The sequence below is a fragment of the Aliigemmobacter aestuarii genome, assembly GCF_004799285.1.
Lineage (GTDB): Bacteria > Pseudomonadota > Alphaproteobacteria > Rhodobacterales > Rhodobacteraceae > Aliigemmobacter > Aliigemmobacter aestuarii.
Genome location: NZ_SSND01000001.1, coordinates 1,767,246 through 1,791,540, shown reverse-complemented (window position 1 = coordinate 1,791,540; position 24,295 = coordinate 1,767,246). Strand labels below are relative to the sequence as shown.

Annotated in this window: 17 protein-coding genes; 11 read left to right on the top strand and 6 right to left on the bottom strand. The window is 66.7% G+C overall.

The genetic code is table 11. The annotated features are described in order from the left end of the window. The gene (bktB, locus tag E7811_RS08680) at positions 1-1,176 is read left to right on the top strand and encodes a beta-ketothiolase BktB (protein WP_136394118.1); all 1,176 of its coding nucleotides are present in this window, start codon (positions 1-3) and stop codon (positions 1,174-1,176) included. Here the strand turns inward: bktB and pbpC are convergent, their stop codons facing one another. Then, positions 1,177-3,222 carry a penicillin-binding protein 1C gene (gene pbpC / locus E7811_RS08675; RefSeq protein ID WP_136394117.1) on the bottom strand — a complete coding sequence of 682 codons (2,046 nt, stop codon included), beginning with the start codon at positions 3,220-3,222 and terminating at the stop codon, positions 1,177-1,179. Between the two features lie 16 nt (positions 3,223-3,238). Further along, entirely contained in the window at positions 3,239-8,680 is a 5,442-nt protein-coding gene (locus tag E7811_RS08670) for an alpha-2-macroglobulin family protein (RefSeq protein ID WP_136394116.1), read from the bottom strand. Between the two features lie 161 nt (positions 8,681-8,841). On the opposite strand from E7811_RS08670, the gene E7811_RS08665 reads away from it, so the two are divergent. Together E7811_RS08665 and E7811_RS08660 are read left to right on the top strand one after the other, a co-directional pair. Continuing rightward, the gene (locus E7811_RS08665) at positions 8,842-11,442 is read left to right on the top strand and encodes a hybrid sensor histidine kinase/response regulator (protein WP_136394115.1); all 2,601 of its coding nucleotides are present in this window, start codon (positions 8,842-8,844) and stop codon (positions 11,440-11,442) included. 92 nt (positions 11,443-11,534) lie between these two features. Then, positions 11,535-11,978, top strand: coding sequence for a TspO/MBR family protein (locus tag E7811_RS08660; RefSeq protein ID WP_136394114.1), 444 nt, complete (start codon positions 11,535-11,537; stop codon positions 11,976-11,978). Here E7811_RS08660 and yaaA read toward each other — a convergent pair. The 3 genes from yaaA to E7811_RS08645 are packed head-to-tail and all read right to left on the bottom strand — an operon-like array spanning position 11,975 to position 15,114. After that, the gene (gene yaaA, locus E7811_RS08655) at positions 11,975-12,766 is read right to left on the bottom strand and encodes a peroxide stress protein YaaA (RefSeq protein WP_136394113.1); all 792 of its coding nucleotides are present in this window, start codon (positions 12,764-12,766) and stop codon (positions 11,975-11,977) included. The genes E7811_RS08660 and yaaA overlap by 4 nt on opposite strands. Before the next feature lie 4 nt (positions 12,767-12,770). Continuing rightward, positions 12,771-14,813 (bottom strand): DNA helicase RecQ, encoded by a 2,043-nt coding sequence (gene recQ, locus E7811_RS08650; RefSeq protein WP_136394112.1) that lies wholly within the window; start codon positions 14,811-14,813, stop codon positions 12,771-12,773. 16 nt (positions 14,814-14,829) lie between these two features. Next, positions 14,830-15,114 (bottom strand): YggT family protein, encoded by a 285-nt coding sequence (locus E7811_RS08645; RefSeq protein ID WP_136394111.1) that lies wholly within the window; start codon positions 15,112-15,114, stop codon positions 14,830-14,832. Between the two features lie 171 nt (positions 15,115-15,285). Here E7811_RS08645 and E7811_RS08640 point away from each other — a divergent pair, with 171 nt between their 5' ends. The 8 genes from E7811_RS08640 to E7811_RS08605 all read left to right on the top strand — a co-directional run bounded on the left by E7811_RS08640 (position 15,286) and on the right by E7811_RS08605 (position 22,954). Continuing rightward, positions 15,286-15,816, top strand: coding sequence for an acyl-CoA thioesterase (locus E7811_RS08640; protein ID WP_136394110.1), 531 nt, complete (start codon positions 15,286-15,288; stop codon positions 15,814-15,816). 94 nt (positions 15,817-15,910) lie between these two features. Then, positions 15,911-17,248, top strand: coding sequence for an MFS transporter (locus E7811_RS08635; RefSeq protein ID WP_136394109.1), 1,338 nt, complete (start codon positions 15,911-15,913; stop codon positions 17,246-17,248). Continuing rightward, entirely contained in the window at positions 17,245-18,141 is an 897-nt protein-coding gene (mepA, locus tag E7811_RS08630; protein ID WP_136394108.1) for a penicillin-insensitive murein endopeptidase, read from the top strand. The genes E7811_RS08635 and mepA overlap by 4 nt, the downstream gene beginning before the upstream one ends. Then, positions 18,114-19,013 carry an esterase-like activity of phytase family protein gene (locus tag E7811_RS08625; protein ID WP_136394107.1) on the top strand — a complete coding sequence of 300 codons (900 nt, stop codon included), beginning with the start codon at positions 18,114-18,116 and terminating at the stop codon, positions 19,011-19,013. Before mepA ends, E7811_RS08625 begins: the two co-directional genes overlap by 28 nt. Before the next feature lie 87 nt (positions 19,014-19,100). Beyond that, the gene (locus E7811_RS08620; RefSeq protein ID WP_136394106.1) at positions 19,101-19,724 is read left to right on the top strand and encodes a queuosine precursor transporter; all 624 of its coding nucleotides are present in this window, start codon (positions 19,101-19,103) and stop codon (positions 19,722-19,724) included. Between the two features lie 277 nt (positions 19,725-20,001). Further along, positions 20,002-20,424 carry an alternative ribosome rescue aminoacyl-tRNA hydrolase ArfB gene (gene arfB / locus E7811_RS08615; protein WP_136394105.1) on the top strand — a complete coding sequence of 141 codons (423 nt, stop codon included), beginning with the start codon at positions 20,002-20,004 and terminating at the stop codon, positions 20,422-20,424. Next, entirely contained in the window at positions 20,421-21,389 is a 969-nt protein-coding gene (locus tag E7811_RS08610) for a phosphotransferase enzyme family protein (protein ID WP_136394104.1), read from the top strand. Before arfB ends, E7811_RS08610 begins: the two co-directional genes overlap by 4 nt. A gap of 86 nt (positions 21,390-21,475) precedes the next feature. Next, positions 21,476-22,954, top strand: a complete 1,479-nt coding sequence (locus E7811_RS08605) for an inorganic phosphate transporter (protein WP_136394103.1) — start codon at positions 21,476-21,478, stop codon at positions 22,952-22,954. A gap of 2 nt (positions 22,955-22,956) precedes the next feature. Here the strand turns inward: E7811_RS08605 and pncB are convergent, their stop codons facing one another. Then, positions 22,957-24,246, bottom strand: a complete 1,290-nt coding sequence (gene pncB / locus E7811_RS08600; RefSeq protein WP_136394102.1) for a nicotinate phosphoribosyltransferase — start codon at positions 24,244-24,246, stop codon at positions 22,957-22,959. Positions 24,247-24,295 lie beyond the last annotated feature (49 nt).

Sequence of the window (24,295 nt, the reverse complement as noted above, 5' to 3'; positions counted from 1 at the left end):
ATGACCGATATCGTCATCCTCTCAGGCGCGCGCACCGCCATCGGCACCTTCGGGGGGGCGCTTTCGGGCCTGCCGCCGATCGACCTTGCGACCATCGCCGCGCGCGCGGCCATCGACCGCGCGGGCCTGCCTGCCGCTCGGATCGGCGCCTCGGTCTGGGGCCACATCATCAACACCGAACCCCGCGACATGTATCTGAGCCGGGTGGCCGCGATGAATGCAGGTGTGCCCGACACGACCCCGGCGATGAACGTGAACCGGCTTTGCGGATCGGGTGTGCAGGCCATCATCTCGGCCGCACAGTCGATCCTTTTGGATGACGCCGATTTCGCCCTGGCGGGCGGCGCCGAATGCATGAGCCGCGCCCCCCACATCCTGCAATCGGCGCGCTTCGGGCAGAAGATGGGGGATACCCGCGCGATCGACATGATGACGGGGGCGCTGACCTGCCCCTTCGGCACCGGACACATGGGGGTGACGGCGGAAAACGTGGCGGCCGAACTTGGCATCAGCCGCGCCGATCAGGACGCCTTCGCGCTGGACTCGCAGAACCGCGCCGCCCGCGCCATCGCCGAGGGTCGGTTCCGCGACCAGATCGTTCCGGTGGAAATCGCCGGGCGCAAGGGCACGGTCGTCTTCGACACCGACGAACACCCCAAGGCCACCAGCATCGACGCGCTGGCCGGGCTGAAGCCGGCGTTCCAGAAGGACGGAACCGTGACCGCAGGCAATGCAAGCGGCATCAACGATGGCGCTGCGGCGGTTGTCCTTGCCCGCGCGTCGGCGGCGGCGCGGGCGGGGCTGCAACCGCGGGCGCGGATCCTTGGCTATGCCGTGGCCGGGGTGCGCCCGCAGGTGATGGGCATCGGGCCGATCCCCGCCGTCCGTGCGCTGCTGGATCGCACGGGCCTTGGCATCGGCGATTTCGACCTGATCGAATCGAACGAGGCCTTCGCGGCGCAGGCCATCGCCGTAAACCGCGAACTCGGGCTTGATCCGGCGAAGGTCAATCCGAACGGCGGGGCCATCGCGCTTGGCCATCCGGTGGGCGCGACGGGGGCGATCCTTGTGGTCAAGGCGATGCACGAACTGGAACGCGGCGGCGGACGGCGCGCGATCGTCACAATGTGCATCGGCGGCGGCCAGGGCATCGCGCTGGCCATCGAACGGATGTGATCACCGCACCCGGATCCGGACGCGCGATGACCGGCCTTCGGCATCAATGACCGAGAGGGTGACGAACCCCGCACCGGGAAGCGGCAGCAGCGCCTCGCGCGAACGATCCCCGGTGCGCAGCGGAACGCCATCCGCAAGCCAGGTATAGGGCGCCGTTCCCCCCCGGACGCGCACCATCAGCGACCGCTCGATCAGTTCGACTTCGGCCCCGTCCGGGGGAAAGGCCACCTCGGGCGCGCCTTCGGCGGCGTCAAAGGCCGCGGTGCGGCTGCGGAACCGCTGCAACGGCTGCGGCAGCGCCGCGTTCGACACCATCAGCGTCGCGGGCGGAGGGGCCGGTCGCGCCTCCAGCGCGGGTTTCAGCCGGCCGAAGGTCTGGAACAGGATCGGCGCCGTGGTGTCGGCCCCGAACGCCCCCGGCACCGGCGTGCCATCGGCCCGCCCCATCCAGACGCCCGCAACATGCCGCCCGTCGAACCCGATCGCCCAGGCGTCCCGGTGGCCATAGCTTGTGCCCGTCTTGTAGGCCAGCCGGTTCGCGGGCGCGCCCGGCGGCGGGGCAAGGCCCGACAGGACGTCGCCCACCTGCCAGGCAGCAACGTCGGAGACCACCCGGCGGCCCTGCGTGTTCTCCGTTCCTGTTACCCGCAGCGGCAGCGCCACGCCCCCCCGCGCCAGCGCCGCATAAAGCTGCACCATGTCGTGAAGGGTCACGCCGACACCCCCCAGTGCCACCGCCAGCCCCGGCCGCGCCTCGCCCGGCGGCAGGGTGGCCTGTATCCCGGCCGTTTTCATCGCCGACATCAACCTTTCGGGCCCCAGCGCCTCGGTCAGGGCGACGACCGGCAGGTTCAGCGACATCTGCAGCGCCTCGCGCACCCGTACCGTGCCGCGAAAGACCTTGTCGAAATTCTGTGGCGCATAGCTGCCAAAGGTCATCGGCCGGTCGTCGATCAGGGTTTCGGGATGCGCCAGCCCCTGGTCGAACGCCAAGGCATAGACCAGCGGCTTCAGCGTGGAACCGGGGCTGCGCAGCGCCTGCGTCATGTCGACGAATCCCTGCCGCGCATCGGCCTGATAGGCGGCCGATCCCACGCTGGCCAGAACCTCGCCCGAGGCATGGTCGGCCACCACCATCGCCACCTGCACCCGGTCCCCCCGGTCGGCCACCGCCTCGGCCGCGAGGTATTCGAGCCTTGCCTGAAGCCCTGCATCAAGCGTGGTTTCGATTCGCCCCAGGCCGGGGCTTTCCGCGACCAGGCGATCGGCAAGATGCGCCGCCAGACGTGGCACCGCTCGGCGTTGTCCCGGCACCTTTTCGGCCAGCGCCGCGCGCCCTTCGTCCTCTGCCAGAACGCCGTCGCGAACCGCCCGCGCAAGAACCCGGCCGCGCGCGGCTTCGGCCCGGTCCGCCGCACGGTCTGGTCGGCGCGATTCCGGGGCCTGGGGAATGGCCACCAGCAACGCCGCCTCAGCCGGCGTCAGGCGGCGCGGTTCCTTGCCGAACCATGCCAGCGAGGCCGACCGCACCCCTTCCAGATTGCCGCCATAGGGCGCCAGCAGCAGGTAAAGTTGCAGGATCTGGTCCTTGGTCAGGCGTCGTTCCAGCGCCAGGGCCACGCGCATCTGGCGCAGCTTCCCGGCCACCTTGCCGGTGCCGCTTTCCTCAAGCAGCCGTGCGACCTGCATCGTCAGCGTGGACCCGCCCGACACCACCCGCCCGTTCCATACCGCCTGCGCCACGGCCCGCGCCATCGCCTGCGGATCGACCCCGCCATGCGACAGGAACCGCTTGTCCTCATAGGCGATCAGCATCGCGATATAGGCCGGATCGACCTGATCGGGCGTCACCGCCATGCGCCAGCGGCCATCGGCCACCATGTAGGGGCGCAGAAGCGTGCCGTTGCGGTCGACCACTTCGACCGAGGTTTCGATCTGCAGCAGCGGCAGGTCGGTTTCCGCGATGAACCGGTCGAACCCGTCACGCCCCGCAGCCCCCGCCCAGAGGGCGAAGGTCAGGGCGAAAAGGATGCGCGGCCGGATCATCGCCCCCTTGCCATCCTCATTCGGCGATCGTCACGCGACCGGCCTCGGACCGCCCGCGATGATCGGGCCGATACATGTCCTCGACCGTGGCCGCCGGATGATGGAACGTCCCCGGCGACACCGCGCGGATCACATAGGCCAGACGGAACGGTTCGTTTCCGAACCGATCCAGCGCCGCAAGGAACCGGTCCTGCCGGAATTCGGCATGGGTCACGTTCTCTTCGGTCGACAGCCATTCCAGCGCCGATGTATCGCCCCCGCGCAGAAGGTTCGGGTTGTCGATCTCGAACCCGGCGGGAAGCGGATCGGCCACGATCAGCCGCGCCTCGCCCCGCCCGAAGGGCACGATCTCGACCACGGCCACCAGACGCGTGCCCACCTTCACCCCGTCCAGCGATGCGGGCTGCCCATCCATCGTGTAATGGCTGCGGGTGATGGCATAGGCGGTTCCCCCGGCGGCTTCGGGCACCTCGGGCACGCCATAGGTGGTCAGCGTGATCGTTGTCGCCGCAGCGGACCCGTTGACAACCGATTGCGCCGCCCCGCCCGCATCCAGCACCCGCACCAGGGGCCCGGTTGCGGGCGCACCGTCGATGGTGATCCCGTCGGCGCCCGGCCGGTCGATCAGCGCATTCGCCGCCATCAGCGCCCAGGTCGCCTCTTGCGTCGAAAGCTGCCCGCCCTGCGCGGCGATCCGGTCGGTCAGGGACTCGCGGTCCACGGCCTGCGAACCGGACTCCACCGCCAGCGCCAGCACCGCCGCCGCGTCCCGCCAGCGTGTGCCGAAATCGGCGCGGAAGATCTGTTCCCGTTCGGGTCCCGCTTCGGCCTGAAGCCGCCCGGCCGCCCGGCGGAACATCGCATCCGCCCGCGCAGGATCGCCGTAACTGGCCAGCGCGGCACCCAGTTGCGCCTGCGCCAGCGGTGTCGCAAAGGCATCGCCCTTTACATCGGCGTAATACCGCAGGTCGCCCACCGCCGCCGCGCCCTCGCGCGCAAGAACCATCAGCGCATAGGCCAGCGACTCGCCGCCCTCGTCGAAATCTGCGGTGTAGTTGACCTGGTTGCGCAGGTTGTCCAGCGCCTGCCGGAAGGCCCGGTCCGGCACATCGAACCCGCGCGCCCGCGCCCGGCTCAGGAAATCGGTGACGAAGGCATCAAGCCACATGTCGCCCGATGACGGCCCCCAAAGGCCAAAGGCACCTTCGGCGGTCTGGTTCTGCAGGATCTCGGTGATCGCTTCGCGGATGCGACCGTCGATGTCATCGGCCCCCTGCAGGCCCATCACCTGCGCCACCTCGCCGAAATAGAGCAGCGGCAGCGCGCGCGAGGTCATCTGTTCCGTGCAGCCATAGGGATAGCGATCGAGCGCGGCCAGAAGGCCCGGCGCATTCAGCCGCGCCAGCGGGCCGACGGCCATCGTGGCCTTCCCGCTTCCGGCAACCAGACCGTCGAACACCGCCTGATCCAGCGTGAATTCCTGCCCCGGCGCCAGATCGAACCGGCTGACCCGCATCACCTCGGGATCGTTGCGGCGCACCGGAACCACCAGATCCTTGACCAGCTGCCGCCCGTCGGGCGTGGTCAGCGCGACCCGCACCGTGGCATCGCCCGCCGCGCCCGCCATCAGCGGAACGGCGAAGGTGGCTTTCGCCTTCTCGCCCAGATCGAAGCCCGAGGGCACGGCGCCAAGGCTCAGGCCATTCGCCGTGACATCCAGCCCCATCCGCCCGGTCGGGCCGGTGGCATGAACGATTTCAAGCAGCATCCGGCTTTCGTCTCCGGGCGCCATGAATCGCGGCACGCTGGCCGTCACGACCACCGGATCACGCACCAGAACATCGGCTTCGGCCTGACCGACGCCCGTGTCGGACCATGCCACCGCCATCACGCGAACGGTGCCGTTGAACGCGGGCAGGTCGAAACTGGCGCGCGCAAGCCCATCGGCGCCGACCTCGATCGGCCCGCTGAAATAGGCAACCAGCTCTTCGGTCGGCGGGTCGGATTGCAACCGCGCCTGCGCGCCCGCATCCCCGCCCGAGCGCACCACACCCGCGGCCCCGTTCAGCCCGTCGATCAGGCGGCCATAGACGTCGCGCAGCCCCATCCCCAGCTTGCGCTGGCCGAAATAATGCGCCGACGGATCGGGCGAGGCAAAGCGGGTCAGGTTCAGGATGCCCACATCCACCGCCGCCACGGTGACATGCGCGGTTTCGCCTGCGGCCACACCATCGACCCTGACCGCCACTTCAAGCGGGCCACGGGGCGCCGCCTCGGCCGGGGCCTCCACGGCCGCCCGCAACTGGCGCGCGCCGGGATCGATGGCAGCATGGGCCAGACCAAGCGCCCGCGCCGGGTTCCGGCCTGCCGCCACATCCATCGGCCGCAGCACCGATGCCGTGACATAGACCCCCGTTCCCCAGTCCGCCGTCACGGGCAGACCAATGAGGTTCTCTCCCTCGGCCACCTCGACCGTGCGCATGTCGATCAGCCGGTCCGACAGAACCGTGACCAGCGCCACGCCCGCCGCGCGCGGAACGACCCGCAACCGCGCAGTATCCCCCGGCGCATAGGCGGGCTTGTCCAGCGAGACCTCCAGCGTATCGGGCGTGCTGCTGGCATCGGCCACGCCGTACCAGCCCGCGTAGAAGGTGGTGGAGCTTTCGGCGACACCACCGCCCACCCGTTCCACCGCCAGTTCGTATTCGCCCCATGTCACCGGCGCGGCGATTTCCAGCGGCGTGGCGCCCAGATCGGCCTCGCCTTCGGAAACCGGGGTCCGGGTCGTGACCGGTTCCCAGTTCCAGTTTCCATAGCTGCTGTACCACTGGTAATCCGTCTCGATCCGGGTCAGCCGCCATTTCACCTTCATCGGCAGGGGCGCCGCATCCGGGCCGATGCCGATCACCGAGAACCGCGCCTCGGCCCCTTCGGGCACGACGCCGTCGAACATCGGCCTGATCCCGATCATCGCGGTCGCGGGGGCAAGCGCCCGCGTCACCTCGCGTTCGACGGGGCGGCCCGACCCTTCGGCCACGCGCACCCGCACCGCCGCCTCAAGCGGGCGGTCGGGCTGGGCCACATCGGGCAAGGCGGCAGAAAGCGTCGCGCGCCCTTCGGCATCCGTCCGCGCACCACCCTCAAGCGATTGATATTGCGGCGACAGCGGGTTGTCGTGACGACCGAAGACATAGCCGGGAAAGCCCGGCAGTTCTTGCGCCGCACGCAGGATAACCTCGCCCTCGACCGAAAGATCGGCCCCCGGCGCGCCGAACAGATAGCGCGCCTCGACCGTCAGCAGCGCCGCGTCGCCGGGCCGCAAGGGGGTGTCGGGCAGCGTCAGGTCAAAGTCGATGCGCTCGGGCAGGAAATCCTCAACAAGGAAGGTGCGGCTGGCCAGCGGCCTTGCGTCCAGATCGGCGTAAAGCTCGGTCTTCCAGACACCGCGGGGCGCGCTGCCCGCAATCAGGTGCGAATAGACATAGCCGCCGTTCCAGTCGTTCACAGCCGCGCGCGCGTATTCCACGCCGTCGGGCCGCTTGACGATCCAGGTCAGCGGAAGGCCCTTGATCGCCTGACCCTGCCCGTCCCGCGCAAGGGCTGTGACATAGACGGTTTCGCCCGCCCGATAGGCGCCGCGTTCGGTAGTCAGGAACACGTCGACCGGCGGGGCGGCCTCGCGCCCCTCTACCCCTCGGTCGGACAGATCGAACTCCGGTTCGGTCAGCGACAGGAACGCCACATCGGCCTCCCCCTCGCGCGCGATGATCATGCCGGGGGCCGCACCGCCGGTGCCGCGCGTCAGCCCGGCATCGAACCGGGCATAGCCCTGATCGTCGGTCGTGACGGTGCCCAGAACCGCGTTTGCCCGATTCACCAATTCCACCGTGATGCCCGCCTTTGCCTCGGCCGTACCCAACGCGCGGACAAACACGTGCAGCCCGTCATTTCCGCTCATCGCGGTCATCCCCAGATCGGAGACGACGAACCACTGCCATGCAGCGGGCGTCTGATAGGGATCGGCACCCGGAATTGCAGCCCTGAGCGCATAGATCCCGGCGGAGAGCCCGGCCAGCGCCTCGTCCATCGGCAGGCGGGTCGTGGTGTCGCGGTTCACCTCCTGGGGAACCTCGGCCACGCCCTGCCAAAGCCGTTCGCCAACCTGGCTGCGGAACCCGCCCTCTTGCCACTCGGCCATCGGATAGCCGAAATACTCCTCTTGCAGGGACCGCATCAGGTTGCGGTCGGACACGCGGTAAAGCTCAAGCTCAAGCCGCGTCACGTTGACCGTTTCCACCGGCACGCTGGCCGATCCCGTCCGGGGCAGCACATAGCCGCGGCCAGGGAAGCGCACCGCGGGGCTGCGATCGCGGACATAGGCGGTGATCTGCACGGATTTCGCCAGCGTCTGCCCATCGGCCGCGGGCAATCCCTCGCGGAAGGTGACGGCAGGCCGCTGGCCATGCGCGAGGCCCACGATGCAAAGCTGCCGCGTGCCATCCACCTCGACGGCCAGATCGGGTGCGGGCAGTTGCACGAAGGGCGCGTAATCGACGCCCGAGGTTGCCAGATCTTCGGAAAACTGTGCGCAAAGACGCGGCCGGGCGCTGTCGGACTGCACATCGTGCTGGACGATGCGGAACCCGTATTTCCCGATCGCATCCTCAAGCGCGGCGGCCGTGTCGTCGCGCGGTTGCAGGCTTTGCGCCAGTCGCAGCGCGCCCACCGTGTCACGGCCGCGCCCGATCCGTTCCATCGCATCGCCCAAATGCACCAGAAGCGTATGGCGCAAGGCCGGGTTGTCCGCCCTCAGATAGCCGTTGATCGCCGCCGTCGCCGCCCTTTCGTTGTAGGCGCGGCGGTTCTGCTGGTCCCGGTCGGCCAGCAGCAGGAGCCGGCGGGCGTATTCGCCCCACAGATCCGGCGCATCCGCAAGATTGACCGCCGCGCCGGTCAGGGCCATAGCGCGGGCGGCATTGCCCTGCGCCTCGGCCTCTGCCGCGCCTTTCAGAAGATCCTCGGCCGACCAGACGCCGGTGGCATGCAGCTTGCCCAGATCGCGGGCCAGATCATGCGCCTGCCGCAGATCGCCCTGCCCCAGAAACCCAAGGTCGGAGGCGCGCAGTCGGGCGCGGTCCGCATCCCCCGGCGCCGCCGTCAGGACACGCCCCGAGATCGCCCCCTGATAGAACGCCTCGGCCCCCGGATCGGCCTTGGGAAAGCACGATCCGTTCCGCGTGTTGAAGGTGAAGGCCGTGCAGCGCGGATTGGTCAGGCAGGCACGTTCGCAGGCGTCCTGCGTGGTGTCGAAGATGGTGGCGATATCGCCGCCCGGAAGATCGGCATCACGGCTGATCGCGAAACGCCGATCGGGGATCAGGCTGTCCTGCGCCACAAGCAGGCCCGGCACCATGACGGACAAGACCCCCGCAATCAGGGCAATCGACAAGCGGCGCATTCTGAAATCCTCCGGTTCGGAATGGGGAAAGCGTGGCATGTGGTACCCCCGCTTGGCAAGCACGGCGAACCTTACCCCGATGCCCGCGATCCTTAACGTTTGCTTCACTGTGTTGCCGATAGGGTTGCGCCAGGACAGGGGAAAGCACGGGAGCCGACGGGATGGATTTCGCGGAACGTCTGGCCAGGGAACGGCGCGCGCGGCTGGCGGCGGAACGGCTTCTGGAACAGAAAAGCCGCGAACTGTTTGCCGCGAACGAAAAGCTTGCCCTGCATGCGCGCGCCCTATCGGAACAGATCGTGGAACAACGCCACGCCGTGCGCACCGCGCAATCGCAGGCTCAGGAACTCAAGGGGCAGAACCTGCGCTTTGTCGAGGATCTGGAAAAGGCCCACACCGCCGCCGTGATCGCCGAACGGCGGCTGTGGGATTCCATCGACACGATTCGCGACGGGTTCGCCGTGTTCGATTCGAACCGCTGCCTCGTTGCCGCGAACCGGGCCTACCTTGCCACCTTCGAGGGGCACGCCGTGGCGCCCGGCATCGGCTATGCCGAAATCCTGCGTCTGGCCGCCGAAAGCGGGATCGTCGACCTGCAGGGCGAAGACGCGGGCGACTGGCAGAACCGCTTGCTGCACCGATGGGAATCAGACGCGCTCGATGCCGTCACGATACGCCTTTCCAGCGGCAACTGGATCAAGCTGGTGGACAGGCGCACGCGCGATGGCGGGATGGTCACGCTGGCGCTGGACATCACCGATCAGATGAGGATCTGGGCCGCGATCGAGGCGATCCCCGATGGCTTTGTCCTGTTCGACCGCGAAGATCGCCTGATCACCTGCAATCAGCGCTATCGCGAGATCTATCCCGAAAGCGCCCCGGCGATACAGCCCGGCACCCGGTTCGAGGATATCCTGCGGCACGGCCTGTCACAGGGCCAGTATGCCGAGGCCGAAGGACGTGAAGAGGACTGGCTGCGCGAACGGCTCGCGCTTCACGCGGCGCCGTTCAGCCACCTTGAACAGCGATTGGGCGACGGTCGCTGGCTGCGGATCATGGAACAGGAAACGCCCGACGGCGGGCGCGTCGGCCTTCGGGTGGACATCACCGCGCTCAAGGCGCAGCAGGAGGCGCTGGAAGCCGCCCGCGACGCGGCCGAGGCGGCAAACCGCGCCAAATCCGCCTTCCTCGCCAACATGAGCCACGAAATCCGCACGCCAATGAATGGCGTCGTCGGGATGGCGGAACTGTTGTGCGATACCGACCTGACCGAGGAACAGCGCCTGTTTGCCGAAACGATCCGGTCTTCGGGCGAGGCGCTTCTGGTCATCATCAATGACATTCTCGACTATTCCAAGCTTGAAGCCGAACGTGTCAGCCTCCACCCTGAACCCTTCGACCTTGAACGCACCATCCATGAGGTCGCCATGCTGCTGCAGCCCCGTGCGCGGGCCAAGGGCATCGACCTGATGATCGACTTCGACCTGTTCCTGCCCACGCTTTATGTCGGCGATCCGGGGCGCATCCGGCAGGTTCTGACCAACCTGATGGGCAATGCGGTGAAGTTCACCGAACGCGGCCATGTCCTTGTGCGCGTCGTGGGGCTTGAGGCGGAAGACGGCAGCCAGCGGTTGCACATCACGGTCGAGGATACCGGCATCGGGATATCGCCCGACCATCTCGACCACATCTTCGGCGAGTTCAATCAGGTCGAGGAACAGTCGAACCGCAAGTTCGAGGGAACCGGACTTGGCCTTGCGATCACGCGGCGTCTGGTGGAACGCATGGGCGGGGCGGTGTGGGTTGACAGCGAACCGGGGCAGGGGTCGTGCTTTGGGTTCCGCCTGTCGCTGCCGGTGGCCGAGGACCCGGCCCCGGCCCATCTGCCGGTCACGCTGAAACGCGCGCTTGTGGTCGATGACAAGTTCATCAACCGCACCATACTGGAACGCCAGCTGATCACCTGCGGCCTTGCCGTCACGCTGTGCCGGTCGGGGGCCGAGGCGATGGCCAGCCTTGCGGCAGACCCGGCGCCGGATGTGGTGATCACCGATCACGAAATGCCCGACATGGACGGCATCGCCCTGACGGCGGCGATCCGCGCGGCGGGCCACCGGATGCCCGTCATCCTGCTATCGACCCATTCCGCCGAGGCCAGATCCGCCCCCGGCGCCCCGGAACTGGCCGCGATCCTGCAAAAACCGGTTCTGCGGGCCGATCTTTTCCGGCGATTGCAGGAACTGTCGGCCGAGGTTCCCGCCACGGCGCCGGTGCGGCGCCTGTCGCTGGCGGCCTCTGTGCCCCTTCGGCAAATGCGGGTTCTGGCGGCCGAGGACAACCGCACCAACCAGCTTGTCTTCCGCAAGATGGTGCGGGATCTCGACATCGACCTTGCCTTCGCCGGTAACGGACGCGAGGCGGTGGACCTGTTCGGGACATTCCATCCCGACCTGATCTTCATGGATATCTCGATGCCGGAAATGGACGGGCGCGAGGCCGCGATGGCCATCCGCGCGATCGAGACGGGTTCGGGCAGGACGGTGCCGATCGTCGCCCTGACCGCCCATGCGATGGACGGCGACGCCGAAGCCATCCTTGCCGCGGGGATGGACCGATACCTGACCAAACCGCTGCGAAAGACCGCCATCACCGCCGCCATCGCGGAATTTGCGCCATCGACCGTGCGTGCGCCAGTGGGCAACCCGGCGCCTGACGAGGACGCAGGCCTGGGCGACGATACCCGCACGGTGGCGGTAGGGTGACCCCGGTGCCCGTGGGTTTATCAGTGCAGGGTTGATCCGTGCGGCGCTGCGCCCCATGTTCAGGGGCAGGTCGCCAATCAGGAATCCCGCACATGTCCCGCCGGATGGTCCACCTTCTGTTCATCATCGGCACCATGGCGAGTGGCGCGGCGATGGGATTTTTCGTCGTGCCCGGACAGGGATATGCCGATGTCATCCGCCCCTTCTTCGCACCGCCGGACTGGCTGTTCGGCCCGGTCTGGACGGTGCTTTACGTCCTGATCGGCTGGGCCGGGGCGCGCAGCTATCTGGATGGCGGCGCCTTCCGGCTGTGGCTGTTGCAGATGGCCCTGAACCTGACCTGGACCCCGGTCTATTTCGGCCTCGGGGCGCCTTGGTCGGGCCTTGTCGTGATCGTGCTTCTGCTGGTGGCGATCCTGGCCTTCATCCGGGCGGAATGGCCACGCGACAGGTTCACGGCGCTGCTTTTCGCGCCCTATTCGGCCTGGGTTGCCTTCGCGACCGTGCTGAATGCCTCAATTGCGGTGCTGAACTAGGCCGCCGTCGTCTCTTGCGCGGCAAGCGGGCGCAGGAAAACCCAGCTGTCCCCGTCCGAAAGGTCCGGCCGATACCCGTAGCCGCCCGCGGAAAAACCGCGCAGGTCTTCGGGATCGGTCAGCCGGTGTTCGGCCATGAAGCGCGCCATCGCCCCGCGCGCCCGCTTGGCCCAGAAGCTGACCACACGCGCATCGCCCTCGGGCCGTTCATCCAGAAAGACCGGCGTGATCACCCGCAGCCTCAGCGCCGACCGGTCGACCGCGGTGAAGTATTCGACCGAGGCACAGTTCACCAGAACGCCGGTATCGGCCGCCTCGGCCGCGTCGTTCAGGGCCCGCGCGATACGGTCGCCCCAGAAGGCGTAAAGGTCAGCGCCCGCCGGATTGGCCAGACGGCTGCCCATTTCCAGCCGGTGCGGTTCGATCCTGTCGAACGGACGCAAGAGCCCGTAAAGCCCGGACAGAATGCGCAGGTGCGATTGCGCCCAGCGAAGCGCATCGGCATCCATCGTCCGCGCCTCAAGCCCGGTGTAGGTGTCGCCGGCGAAAAGGCTGATTGCTGAGGCGGCGTCCTGCGACCCGAAGGCCGCGAAACGTTCGGCATTCATCCGCGCCAGAGGTTCCGAAATGTGCATCAGCTGGCGCAGTTCCGAAACCGTCAGGCAACGGGCCAGCGACGCAAGATCGCGCGCGCGATCGGCAAAGGCCGGGCGGGTTTCTTCGGGGGCGCCCGGAAGGACACGCGGTTTTGCATCCAGCCGCTTGGCGGGGGAAATCACACAGAGCATTGTCCTACTCCTCGGCAATAACGGCAAGAAAGGCGGGTCCGAACCGTTCCAGTTTTGCGGGCCCAAGGTCGCCCACGCGATCCAGATCGGACAGGGTCGAGGGCCGCGCCTCGGCGATCTTGCGCAGCGCCGATTGCGACAGCGAAAGCGGCTTGCCGGTGCCATCCTCGCCCCGCATCAGGCGCAGCTGCGCCTCGGCCAGGCGGTCGAACAGGGCACCCGCAGGCTTGCCCGCCAGCCGCATCCGCTGCGGATGCAAGGGCGTGGCCGCGCCGGCGATCACCCCAAGGAAGGCCGCGCCATAGCTTTCCAGCTTCTTCGCCCCCACGCCGGACACCTGCGCCATCTCGTCCAGCGTGGCAGGGCGGCGTTCGGCCATCTCGATCAGCGTCCGGTCGGGAAATATCACATAGGCAGGCACGCCCGCTGCTTCGGCCAGGGCGCGCCTCTTGGCCTTGAGCGCGGACAGAAGCGGCGCATCCTCGTCACTGACAAGGGCGCGCACGGCGGGCCGGGGGCCGGCCGCGGCCACACTGTCACGACGGAAGGTCACGCCCTCCTCGCCGCGCAGGACGGGACGGGCGGCATCGGTCATGACCAGCGCGCCGTGGCGTTCCGGATCGGGACGGACGAAATCGCGCCCCATCATCTGCCGGAAGACCGCACCCCATGCGGGTTTCGTCAGCTCGCGCCCGACGCCGAAGGTGGGCAGGGCATCATGGCCGCGCTGGCGCACCTTGTCGGTCGCCTGCCCGGTCAGAATATCGATCAGATGGCCTGCCCCGAAACTTTCCCCGGTGCGCAGGATGGCCGACAGCGCCTTGCGCACCGCTTCGGTTGCATCGAACAGCAGCGCCGGGCGGTCGCACAGATCGCAATTACCGCAAGGCGCAGGGTCCTCGCCGAAATAGCGCAACAGGACCTGCCGTCGGCATCCCGTCGCCTCGGCCAGACCAAGAAGGGCATTGAGCCGGCCGTGATCGGCCTGCTTGCGATCGGGCGGGGCAAGGCCTTCGTCGATCTGCCCCCGGCGCAGGCGGATGTCATCGGGGCCAAACAGCGTAAGGGTTTCCGCGGCCGCGCCATCGCGCCCGGCGCGACCGATCTCCTGGTAATAGCCCTCGATCGACTTGGGCAGGTCGGCATGTGCCACCCAGCGGATGTCGGGCTTGTCGATCCCCATGCCAAAGGCCACGGTCGCCACCACGATCAGCCCGTCTTCCTGCTGAAAGCGCACCTCGACCCGGCGGCGTTCGTCGGCCTCCATCCCGCCATGGTAGTGGCAGGCGGCGTGACCCGCTTCGCACAGCGCCTGCGCCAGCGTTTCGGTCTTGGCGCGCGTGCCGCAATAAACGATGCCCGACTGCCCACGCCGTGCGGCGGCGAAATCAAGGATCTGGCGGCGCGGGTTGTCTTTCACCGCAAAGGCCAGGTGGATGTTCGGCCGGTCGAACCCGCGCAGGAAGGTGGCGGGTTCGCGCCCTTCGAACAGGCGGTTGACGATCTCGGCCCGGGTCTCTTCGTCGGCAGTGGCGGTGAATGCGGCCAGCGGCACGCCTAGCGACCGGCGCAGATCGCCGATGCGCAGGTAATCGGGGCGAAAGTCATGGCCCCACTGGCTGACGCAATGGGCCTCGTCCACGGCAATCAGGCCGCACCCCACGCGGCGCAGCATCTGTGTCGTGGCGCCCGATGCAAGGCGTTCGGGGGCGATATAGAGAAGCTTCAGCCGACGATCATCCAGCGCGCGGAAGACCGCCTCGGTTTCCTCGTCGGTGTTACCCGATGTCAGGGCGCCCGCCTCGACCCCCGCTTCGCGCAGCGATCGGACCTGATCCCGCATCAGCGCAATCAGGGGCGATATGACCACGGTCACGCCCTCGCGGCACAGCGCCGGCAACTGGAAGCAGAGCGACTTTCCCCCGCCGGTGGGCATGATCGCAAGCGTATCGCGCCCTTCCAGGACGGCCTGCACGATCTCTTCCTGCCCCGGCCGGAAGGCATCAAAGCCGAAGACCTGCGCCAGAAGGGAACGGGGATGCTGCATGGCCGGACAGACGGGATCAGAAGGCGTAGAGGTTGTTCACCACCACGATCTTTGCCGCATAGACCGCCAGAAGCACGATCAGCGGCGCGAAATCCAGACCGCCGGTGGCCGGCAGGAACGCCCGGACGCGGTCATAGATCGGGTCCAGAAGCCGGCTCAGCCCGAACCAGATCTGCCCTACAAGCGGCTGGCGGGGGTTCAGCACCTGAAAGTTGATCAGCCAGCTCACGATGATATGCGCCAGAATGATGAACTGCGCGATGTTCAGAACCAGAAGCAGGATCTGCATGAGGGATGTCACGTTCGGGCTCCACTTTGGGGCGGCACAATCTGTTGTGGTCTAGGTAACGCGCCACCCCTATCGAAGCAACCACCAGAACCGGAAATCGCGCCGCCGGGTCAAACTTGCCGCAGCGTCCCGCTTGACCTTCGCCGCGCGCCGGGGCAGGGCGATTGCTGAACGGAGCCTCGCATGTACCCCTATTTCCGCCTCGCCAAGGAAGCCTTGAAGTTCCGCAAGGCGCCCGACCTGCCGATCCTCGGCACACATGTCAGCCACCACATCTGCTGGCCCTGGGATATCGACCCCTGGATGGAACTGAACAACGGCCGGACGCTGACGCTGTTCGACCTGGGGCGCATCCCGCTTGCCATGCGCACCGGGCTTGCCGGGGCGCTGAAGGCGAACGGCTGGGGCATCGCCGTCGCCGGTGCCTCGACGCGGTATCGCAAGCGGGTCAAAGCCTTCCACCGGATCGAGATGCGCAGCCGCTGCATCGGCTGGGACAGGCGGTTCATCTACATGGAACAATCCATGTGGCGCGGCGGCGAATGTACCGGGCACATGCTGTTGCGCGGCGCGGTGACATCCGCCGAAGGGATCGTGGAGCCCGCCCGCGTGCTGCGCGCCATGGGCCTGAGCGAAGAAAGCCCGCCGCTGCCCGACTGGGTGCAGGCCTGGATCGACGCCGACGCGATGCGCCCCTGGCCACCGCAGGCCTGAGCGGGGGCCTGACCGGGGCCGCAGCCTTGCCCTTGCCAGAGCGATGCCTTTCGGGCTTCATCGGCGGCGGCGACAGGGAAGGAAGCGACGCATCATGACAAGTGCCCGAAAGCGCATCTGGGGTTGGTACTTCTTCGACTGGGCCAGCCAGCCCTACAACACACTGCTGCTGACCTTCATCTTCGGCCCCTACATCACCCAAGTGATCGGCGACGGGACCGAGGCGCAGGCGATCTGGGGCTATGGCATCGCGCTGGCCGGTGTGCTGATTGCCATCTTCTCGCCCATCCTTGGGGCCATCGCCGACAATGCGCGCGGGCAGATGCCGTTCATCTGGCTGTTCTCGATCATGTATGTCGTGGGCGCCTGGGGGCTGTGGCTGGCCCACCCCGACGACATGAACATCTGGACGGTGATGATCTTCTTCGGGATTGGCCTGATCGGGATGGAATTCGCCACCAATTTCACCAACGCGCTGATGCCCGATCTTGGTCCGGCCGAGGACATGGGCAGGATCTCGGGTTCGGGCTGGGCCTTCGGTTATATCGGCGGGGTGCTGGCGCTGGTCGTCATGTTGGTGCTGTTCGACGATTCCGCGGGCGGAAAGACCCTGATCGGAATCGACCCGATCCTTGGCCTTGACAGTGCCGAGCGGGAAGGCACGCGGGCGGTCGGGCCGCTGACGGCGATCTGGTATATCGTCTTCATGATCCCGTTCTTCCTGTGGGTGAAGGAACCGAAGCGCCGGGGGATGCCCGTTCTGACGGCGGCCCGGCGGGCGGTGCCCGACCTGATGGGCACGCTGCGCAGCCTGCCCGCGCGCCAGAGCCTTTTTGCCTATCTGATGTCCTCGATGTTCTATCGCGATGCGCTGAACGGGATGTACACATTCGGCGGCATCTATGCGGCGGGGATGCTGGGCTGGCAGCCGATCCAGATGGGGGTGTTCGGTATTCTGGCCGCGCTGACCGGCGCATTGTTCGCCTGGCTTGGCGGCCACGCCGACAGCGCGCGCGGCCCCAAGCCGGTGATCGCCTTCTGCCTGATCGTGCTGACCCTTGTCGCCCTGGGGATCGTCTTTGTCTCGCGCGAGGCGGTGTTCGGCATGCCCGTGGGGCCCGACAGCGCCCTGCCCGATATCGCCTTCTACGTCCTCGGCGGGCTGATCGGTGCGGCCGGCGGCGCGCTGCAATCCTCAAGCCGGACGATGATGATCCGCCAGTCCGACCCGGACCGGATGAACGAGGCGTTCGGGCTTTATGCCCTGACCGGCAAGGCCACGTCCTTCCTTGCACCGCTGCTGATCGCCATCGTCACCGACATCAGCGGATCGCAGCGCATCGGGATCACACCTTTGATAGCCCTGTTCCTTGTCGGACTGTTTCTGCTAGCATGGGTTCATCCGGACGGCACAAGACGAGCAGGTCGATGAATCGAGTTCTTTCCCTGATTGCAGGGGCTGTTATCGCGTTTTCCGCATCGCAGGCTCAGGCCGAAAAGCTGGCCAACCAGTTGTTTGGCTCACACGGTGCAGGCTCGCAGCAACCGGCCATGCCGATCGGGTCCTATGCAAAGGGCTGCGGCGCGGGGCTGGTCGAACTGCCGGAAACCGGCCCCACATGGCAGGCGATGCGCCTGTCGCGCAATCGCAACTGGGGCCACCCCGAGATGATCCAGTATCTTGTCGATCTGTCTGCGGTGGCGCGCCAGATCGGCTGGGCCGGGCTTTACATCGGCGACATCAGCCAGCCGCGCGGGGGGCCGATGACCTCGGGTCATGCCAGCCACCAGATCGGGCTGGATGCCGATATCTGGATGCTTCCGCCCCGGCGGCTGAACCTGACGCGTGCCGAACGGGAAAAGATCAGCTCGATCCCCGTGCGATCCGCCGATCAGCGCAGCGTCACGTCGAACTGGTCGCGCGGGCACCACCTGGTGTTGAAGGCCGCCGCATCCGACCCGCGGGTCGACCGCATCTTCGTCGCAGCCGCCGTGAAGATCGAGATGTGCAAGACCGCCAAGCCCGCAGACAAGGCATGGCTGCAAAAGATCCGGCCCGTTGCCGGCCATGACACGCATTTCCATGTCCGCCTGAAATGCCCCAGAGGCGCCCGCCTTTGCGAAACACAAAAACCCACCGTGGCCGAGCTTTCGAAAGGCGGGAATGGCTGTGACGACACGCTGAATTGGTGGGTGACGGATTACCTGAACCCGCCCAAGACCACCAAGAAACCGAAGGAGCCCGCCCCGCGTGTTCGCCATCCGCGCGAATACACGATGGCCGATCTGCCCAAGCAATGCCGCGACGTTCTCGCTTCGCCCTGACGGGGGCGCTCGCCCTTGTTCTTGCCGTTCATACCAGCGCCGGAGCCGACGACGCCGGCGCTGGTTTCGTTTCTGCCTTCACCTGGCGGTCCTCTGACCCTGGCCTGGGGGGCATGTCGGCGATCGAGGTGGCGGCCGACGGTCGCAACTTTGTCGCGCTGTCCGACCGGGGCCGCTGGACATCGGGGCGGCTTGTCCGTGACGGCAAGGGCGTCATCACCGGTGTCGACGCCAGCCCCCTGCGCCTGCTGTCGGGGCAGGCCAACGCCCCCCTGAAGAAATCGCGCGCCGACAGCGAGGGCCTGGCCATCGGCCCCGATGGCGCGGCGTATGTGTCGTTCGAAGGCGTGGCGCGCGTTCTGCGCTATGCCCGGATCGAGGGATCGGCGGAAAACCTGCCGCGGCCCGAAGCGTTCCGGCGGATGCAAAGCAATTCCTCGCTCGAGGCGCTGGCGATCGACGGCAAGGGCTGGCTTTACACCGTTCCGGAACGGTCCGGTCGCGAGGATCGTCCGTTTCCGGTCTGGCGTTATCGCAACGGAACCTGGGATCAACCCTTTGCCATCCCGCGGCAGGGCGGCTTCCTGCCCGTCGGCGCCGATTTCGGACCCGACGGGCGGTTCTATCTGCTGGAGCGCGAGTTCCGCGGGCTTCTGGGGTTTGCCAGCCGCGTTCGCCGTTTCACGATTGACGGCAACCGCATTGACGCGGGCGAAACGCTGCTGCAAACCCGGCCGGGGCGGCATGACAACCTGGAAGGGCTGTCGGTCTGGCAAGACACCGGTGGCGCGATCCGCCTGACGATGATCTCGGACGACAATTTCCGTTTCTTCCAGCGGACAGAGATCGTGGAATACCGCATCCGCAATTGACAAGCGCCGGGGAAGGTGCGTAATGCGCGCCGTCCTCCGATGACCGGAGGGCCAAGTCTCCGCGACCTTGTCAAAACGGAATCCGACATGACCCGCACCCATCTGCCCGGCATTATTGCCATGGCCGCCATCGTGGTGGCCTCGAACATCCTTGTTCAGTTCCTGTTCGGCCAATGGCTGACCTGGGGCGCCTTCACCTACCCCTTCGCCTTTCTGGTCACCGACGTGATGAACCGCATCTACGGCGTGGCTGCCGCGCGCCGCGTCGTGGTCGTGGGCTTTGTCGTCGGCGTGATCTGTTCGCTGATCGGAACCCAGATCATGGGCGAGTTCGGCCCGCTGGTGACCTTCCGCATTGCCCTGGGATCGGGCCTTGCCTTCCTGTGCGCCCAGCTTCTGGATGTGGCCATCTTCGACCGCATGCGCGAGGGCGCCTGGTGGCGCGCGCCGCTGGTCTCGACGCTGGTCGGATCGACAGCGGACACCGCCATCTTCTTCACCACCGCCTTCTCGGCCGGTTTCGCCTTCCTCGAACCCGGAAACGACGTGGCCTGGGCGAACGAGGCGCTGCCGCTTCTGGGCCTTGGCCCCGTCGCCCCGCTGTGGGTGTCGCTGGCCGTGGCCGACTGGGCCGTCAAACTCTCGCTCGCGTTGGTGGCGCTGGTGCCGTTCAAGGTGATCGTCGAAAGGCTCACCACAAGAGTTGCGTAATTTGTTTTGACAAACACAAAATCTGTGTCACGCTCCTCATATCGGCAACTTTTTGAAAGGAGGTGATCCAGTGTCTAGAGGGATATTGGAGAGAGGTGTCGGGACAGTCAGGAGGCTGGATTTCTGAGGGCAGCCCCTCACAAAACCACCGATTGATTGGGCCACATCCCTAACTGGCCCATCTCCTAGGAACTCGGAAAGGATCGCCGCTCTCCGGCGATCCTTTCTCTTTTGCGGGCCCTTCCCGGCCCGATCCGCACCGCGTAATCTTGCCCCCATGCTGCGCATCAACGATCAGATCACCATCGCCGACTGGGAAATCACGGAAACCTTCTCGCGGTCTTCGGGTCCCGGCGGGCAGAACGTGAACAAGGTCGAAACCGCCGTAGACCTGCGGTTCGAGGCTGATCGCAGCCCCAACCTTTCGCCCGCCATCAAGGCACGGCTCAGGCGGCTGGCCGGGCGGCGCTGGACGACCGACGGTGCGATCGTCATCCGGTCCGAGGAAACCCGCAGCCAGGCGCGCAACCGCGAACTGGCGCTGGAACGTCTGGCCGAATTGATCCGCGCGGCATTGGTGGCGCCCAAGCGCCGTATCCCGACAAAGCCCACGCTTGGCAGCCAGCGCCGCCGCCTTGCCGCCAAGGCGGAACGCGGCACCGTGAAGGCCCTGCGGGGCCGGGTGGAGACCGAGGAATGACCGCTGCCGAAGCCCCTGCCGCCGAAGTCCTTGCCGCCGAAGCCGCCGGACACTGGAAGGCGCAGATCGTCCGGTTGATCGGCCATCGCGAGAATGTGGTGTTCGAAATGGCCCTGCACGGCGGTGAGCGCACGGCACTGCGCCTCCACCGGACGGGCTATCAGGCGCCCGTGGCGATCCGCTCCGAACTATGGTGGTGCGCGGAACTTGCGGCGGCAGGCCTGCCGGTACCCCGCCCGATCGAAACCGATGCCGGGGACCTGCTGGCGGTGCTGTCGAACGGTCAGTGCGCCTCGGCCGTGACCTGGGTGGAGGGGCATCCGATCGGCGAACTGAACGTGCCGCTGGCCTTCCCCGTCGCGCAACAAATCGACCTGCACCACAGGCTTGGCAACCTTCTGGCCTGCATCCACGATGCCACCGATCGGCTGACCCTGCCCGACTGGTTCCTGCGCCACAGGTGGGACCGTGACGGTCTGGTCGGCGAAACGCCCCTCTGGGGCCGGTTCTGGGAACATCCACGCCTCTCGGACACCGACAAGGCCGAGGTGACCGCCGCTCGGGATTTCCTGCGCGACCGGCTGGCAACCGATCCGGCCCTGACCGGCGACATCGGCCTGATCCATGCCGATGTGCTGCGCGAGAACGTATTTGTGAATGGTCATTCGGTATCCCTGATCGATTTTGACGATTCGGGCTTCGGATTTCGCGGCTATGACCTGGGCACGGCGATGATCCAGAACCTGGCAGAGCCGCATCGCGCCGAACTGATGGCGGCGTTGACGTCCGGTTATGCCAGCCGTCGCCCGATGACCGAAGCGACGGTCGCTCTGTTCACCCTCGCCCGCGTGCTGGCCTCGCTGGGATGGGCAATGGGCCGCCTTGCCCCGGACAGCCCGATCCACGCGTCCCACATCCGGCGCGCCGTATCCTGGTGGCAGGCCGTCCGCGAAACGCATTTCTGAAATAAGCGCAGATTCATTCACCAAACGGTTGCCGCCCCGTTTCGTAACGGATATGTGACGAACGCAGAATCCGCCGAGGCTCCGACATGTCGTCGACAGATCCCACCCCGATCAACCGCTTCAAGACACTCGACAAGGACCTGTCGCGCATCGTGCAACTGGAACAGGCGACGCAGTTCGTCGGCCGGCCGATGATCGCCCTGGGAATAGCGATGGTCTTCATCGTGGGCGCAGCCCTCGTCGCGATGATTGCCGCAGGCGGCGCGTCGAACAGCATGATCATCGTCGCCGCAGCCGCCTTCGGTGCCTACATGGCGCTGAACATCGGCGCGAATGACGTGGCCAACAACATGGGCCCGGCCGTCGGCGCGAACGCCCTGACGCTGGGGGGCGCGCTGATCATCGCAGCGGTTTTCGAAACCGCGGGCGCCCTGATCGCCGGGGGCGATGTGGTTTCCACGATCTCGGGCGGCATCGTGTCGCCCGATGCGGTAGCCGAAAGGTCCACCTTCATCTGGGCGATGATGGCTGCCCTGCTGGCAGCCGCCCTCTGGCTGAACCTCGCGACCTGGCTTGGCGCACCGGTGTCGACGACGCATTCGATCGTCGGGGGCGTGATGGGTGCGGGGATCGCCGCCGCCGGGTTCGGCGCGGTGGCCTGGCCCACAATGGGCCAGATCGCGGCAAGCTGGGTCATCTCGCCGTTGCTTGGGGGCGTGATCGCCGCACTGTTCCTTGCGTTCATCAAGGCCCGGATCAACGACGTCGAAGACAAGATCGCCGCGGCCCGTCTGTGGGTTCCGATCCTAATCGGGATCATGGCCGGTGCCTTCGCCGCCTACCTGGCGCTGAAAGGCCTGCGCAAGATCTTTCCGATCGGTCTTGGCACGGCTGTCCTGATCGGCCTGGGTGTCGGAGTCTTCACGTCGTTTGCGATGCGCCCTGTCATTCGCCGACAGTCCGAAGGGATGGAGAACCGCAAGAAATCGCTGAAGAAACTGTTTGGCATCCCGCTGGTGGTTTCGGCGGCACTGCTGTCCTTTGCGCATGGCGCGAACGACGTGGCCAATGCCGTTGGCCCTCTGGCGGCCATCGTTCACGCCGTCGAGGACGGAGAAACCGCGGCGAAGGTATCCATTCCGCTCTGGGTGATGCTGATCGGGGCGGCGGGCATCTCGTTCGGGCTGGTTCTCTACGGGCCCAAGCTGATCCGCATGGTCGGGCAGGAGATCACCAAGCTCAACCCGATGCGCGCCTATTGCGTCGCGTTGTCCGCCGCGATCACGGTGATCGTGGCATCCTGGCTGGGCCTGCCCGTCTCATCCACCCACATCGCCGTGGGGGCGGTCTTTGGCGTCGGGTTCTATCGCGAATGGCACGCGGAACGCCGTGCGCGTCAGCTTGGCCTGCAGAAGGGCAAGCCTGTGGCGCCGGATGAACGCCGCCGCCGCAAACTGGTGCGGCGCGCGCATTTCCTGACCATCGCCGCCGCTTGGGTTGTCACCGTTCCGGCGACCGCGGTACTGGCCGCCGTGGTCTTCTTCGGCCTGAATCTGCTGGGCTGACCTCAGACGGTGACTTCCATCGCGGTCTGCTCTCCGACACCGAAGACACGCTTGTAGCGCGTCACCTCGTCTGCCGGTCCCATCGCCTTGGACGGGTTGTCGGAAAGCTTTACCGTCGGCCGCCCGTTCGCGCTGACCGCCTTGCAGACAAGGCTGAACGGATTGAGCCGGTCGCCCGCCAGCCCGCGGAAATCGTTCGTCAGCATCGTGCCCCAGCCAAAGGACACCCGGACGCGCCCGGCAAAGCGCTTGTGCAGTTCCTCGATCTTGTCCACGTCCAGACCATCGGAAAAGATCACAAGCTTTTTCGTCGGATCCTCGCCGCGATCCTTCCACCAGCGGATCGCGATTTCGGCACCGACCACGGGGTCGCCGCTGTCGATGCGGATGCCCGTCCAGGTGGTCAGCCAGTCGGGCGCGTTCCGCAGGAACCCTTCGGTGCCGTAGGTATCGGGCAGGATGATGCGCAGGTTACCGTCATGTTCCTCATGCCAGTCGGCCAGAACCTGATAGGGCGCCTGTGCCAGCTCTTCGTCGGTATCGGCCAGCGCGGAGTAGACCATCGGCAGTTCATGGGCATTGGTTCCGATCGCCTCGATATCGCGTTTCATCGCGATCCGACAATTGGAGGTGCCGATGAACTTGTCGCCCAGACCCTCCTGAAGCGCCTGGACGCACCAGTCCTGCCAAAGGAAGCCATGCCGCCGCCGGGTGCCGAAATCCGCAAGCTTCAGCGTATCGATTTCGCGCAGGCGTTCGATCTTTTCCCAGACGCGGGTCATCGCGCGGGCGTAGAGCACCTGCAGTTCGAACTTGCCCATGCCCTTCAGGACGGCGCGGCTGCGCAATTCCATCAGCACGGCAAGGGCGGGAATTTCCCACAGCATGACCTCGGGCCACTTGCCCTCGAAGGTCAGTTCGTACTGGCCGTCACGCTTTTCCAGGTGGTAGGGCGGCAGGCGCAGGTTTTCGAACCACTCCATGAAATCCGGGCGGAACATCTGGCGCTTGCCGTAGAAGGTGTTCCCGCGCAGCCAGGTGCTTTCCCCCCGGCTCAGCGACAGGCTGCGCACATGATCCAGTTGTTCGCGCAATTCGCCTTCGTCAATCAGATCAGCCAGCCGAACGGCCTTTGTCCGGTTGATCAGGCTGAATTCGACGGTCGTATCCGGCTTGTTGCGGAAGATCGACTGGCACATCAGCAGCTTGTAGAAATCCGTGTCGATCAGAGACCGGACGATCGGGTCGATCTTCCAGTTGTGATTATGCACACGTGTGGCGATATCGACCATGACGGCCTCCGGCGTTGGATGGTCCTGCTTACGGCGGGAGACGCCGCAG

What these genes read in the sequence shown, in the direction of transcription:
- mepA (WP_136394108.1), top strand. Translation starts at nt 17,245, where the DNA reads ATGAATCGAGTTCTTTCCCTGATTGCAGGGGCTGTTATCGCGTTTTCC.
- pbpC (WP_136394117.1), bottom strand. Translation starts at nt 3,222, where the DNA reads ATGATCCGGCCGCGCATCCTTTTCGCCCTGACCTTCGCCCTCTGGGCG.
- E7811_RS08625 (WP_136394107.1), top strand. Translation starts at nt 18,114, where the DNA reads ATGCCGCGACGTTCTCGCTTCGCCCTGACGGGGGCGCTCGCCCTTGTT.
- E7811_RS08635 (WP_136394109.1), top strand. Translation starts at nt 15,911, where the DNA reads ATGACAAGTGCCCGAAAGCGCATCTGGGGTTGGTACTTCTTCGACTGG.
- pncB (WP_136394102.1), bottom strand. Translation starts at nt 24,246, where the DNA reads ATGGTCGATATCGCCACACGTGTGCATAATCACAACTGGAAGATCGAC.
- recQ (WP_136394112.1), bottom strand. Translation starts at nt 14,813, where the DNA reads ATGCAGCATCCCCGTTCCCTTCTGGCGCAGGTCTTCGGCTTTGATGCC.
- E7811_RS08610 (WP_136394104.1), top strand. Translation starts at nt 20,421, where the DNA reads ATGACCGCTGCCGAAGCCCCTGCCGCCGAAGTCCTTGCCGCCGAAGCC.
- E7811_RS08640 (WP_136394110.1), top strand. Translation starts at nt 15,286, where the DNA reads ATGTACCCCTATTTCCGCCTCGCCAAGGAAGCCTTGAAGTTCCGCAAG.
- E7811_RS08620 (WP_136394106.1), top strand. Translation starts at nt 19,101, where the DNA reads ATGACCCGCACCCATCTGCCCGGCATTATTGCCATGGCCGCCATCGTG.
- E7811_RS08660 (WP_136394114.1), top strand. Translation starts at nt 11,535, where the DNA reads ATGTCCCGCCGGATGGTCCACCTTCTGTTCATCATCGGCACCATGGCG.
- E7811_RS08665 (WP_136394115.1), top strand. Translation starts at nt 8,842, where the DNA reads ATGGATTTCGCGGAACGTCTGGCCAGGGAACGGCGCGCGCGGCTGGCG.
- E7811_RS08670 (WP_136394116.1), bottom strand. Translation starts at nt 8,680, where the DNA reads ATGCGCCGCTTGTCGATTGCCCTGATTGCGGGGGTCTTGTCCGTCATG.
- bktB (WP_136394118.1), top strand. Translation starts at nt 1, where the DNA reads ATGACCGATATCGTCATCCTCTCAGGCGCGCGCACCGCCATCGGCACC.
- arfB (WP_136394105.1), top strand. Translation starts at nt 20,002, where the DNA reads ATGCTGCGCATCAACGATCAGATCACCATCGCCGACTGGGAAATCACG.
- yaaA (WP_136394113.1), bottom strand. Translation starts at nt 12,766, where the DNA reads ATGCTCTGTGTGATTTCCCCCGCCAAGCGGCTGGATGCAAAACCGCGT.
- E7811_RS08605 (WP_136394103.1), top strand. Translation starts at nt 21,476, where the DNA reads ATGTCGTCGACAGATCCCACCCCGATCAACCGCTTCAAGACACTCGAC.